Raw genomic sequence first — 866 nt, 5'->3', positions numbered from 1 at the left:
TAATAATTCAAGAGTTGATTAACTCTGGATTTTCGTAAATGTTGCCAATGACTTCAATAAACTGATGGTTATTAAAAAATTCGTGAGCATTCCAATTTCCAAACATAAAGCACCCATTAAGGAAATTAACATCTTGTAAAATTTCCCCTTCAAAAATCCGATTAACACCAGTAACAACATCCCCCTCATAAATCTCCTTGCCGTTCTTGTCTTTTAGGCCTGTGTACTGACGTAAGATCACATCACCATACTTTCCATCTAAAGAAAAATGACACCAATCTCCTTGCACACCATCAAAATTTCCTACAATCGAATTGTCATTAAAATTTATTGAAATTGGAGTAAAGTGTTCTCCTGTTGGCTTATAAATTGCATCAAACTTTATCTCACGCACGTTCATTCCTCCTTATTCAACGTTTTGCCAATACCATATGGCTTGCGAATTTATCAATATCAAACTTTATAGTAGCTTCATGAGAAATATACATACACGCACGGTGAAGAACGGTCTGCTGTAATGTGTAATCTCGGGCGTAGTAATAAAAGTATTTATTATTAAAGTCTCCTGTCTGCTCCAATAATGGACCTTTCATTGCTAGGTGCCTTCTAATCCCAGATACAAGCTTTTCCCACTCTTTTTCCGCAAAACTTACACTACCGCCTCTATACCACTTCATAGCTTCATAATCCGTATCATCATCCGGATCACCAGTATTGATTTGACCATGCTTTATTTCTAAATGTTGCTCATAAGTAAGGAGCATTTCTTCGTATATTTTTACGTGATAGAAGTAACCCCTGTCCTCGGCTTGAGGATTATAAATTGTCATACCGCACCTCCAAATTTTAGTGAACATAATACAAAT

At 36.0% G+C, this 866-nt stretch carries 2 protein-coding genes; both read right to left on the bottom strand.

The window, feature by feature from the left end:
* Window positions 1-7 precede the first annotated feature (7 nt).
* Window positions 8-400, bottom strand: a complete 393-nt coding sequence (locus LCM23_RS25715) for a YopX family protein (protein WP_263624456.1) — start codon at window positions 398-400, stop codon at window positions 8-10.
* Between the two features lie 10 nt (window positions 401-410).
* Window positions 411-830, bottom strand: a complete 420-nt coding sequence (locus LCM23_RS25710; RefSeq protein ID WP_224939359.1) for a hypothetical protein — start codon at window positions 828-830, stop codon at window positions 411-413.
* Window positions 831-866 lie beyond the last annotated feature (36 nt).

The organism is Cytobacillus kochii (genome assembly GCF_020171845.1).
GTDB lineage: Bacteria > Bacillota > Bacilli > Bacillales > Cytobacillaceae > Cytobacillus > Cytobacillus kochii.
Note: the sequence above shows the minus strand (reverse complement) of the source record. Positions and strands in the feature narration are given on the sequence as shown.

Excerpts from the sequence above, each read along its gene's own strand:
- LCM23_RS25715 (WP_263624456.1), bottom strand. The coding sequence starts at position 400 with ATGAACGTGCGTGAGATAAAGTTTGATGCAATTTATAAGCCAACAGGA.
- LCM23_RS25710 (WP_224939359.1), bottom strand. The coding sequence starts at position 830 with ATGACAATTTATAATCCTCAAGCCGAGGACAGGGGTTACTTCTATCAC.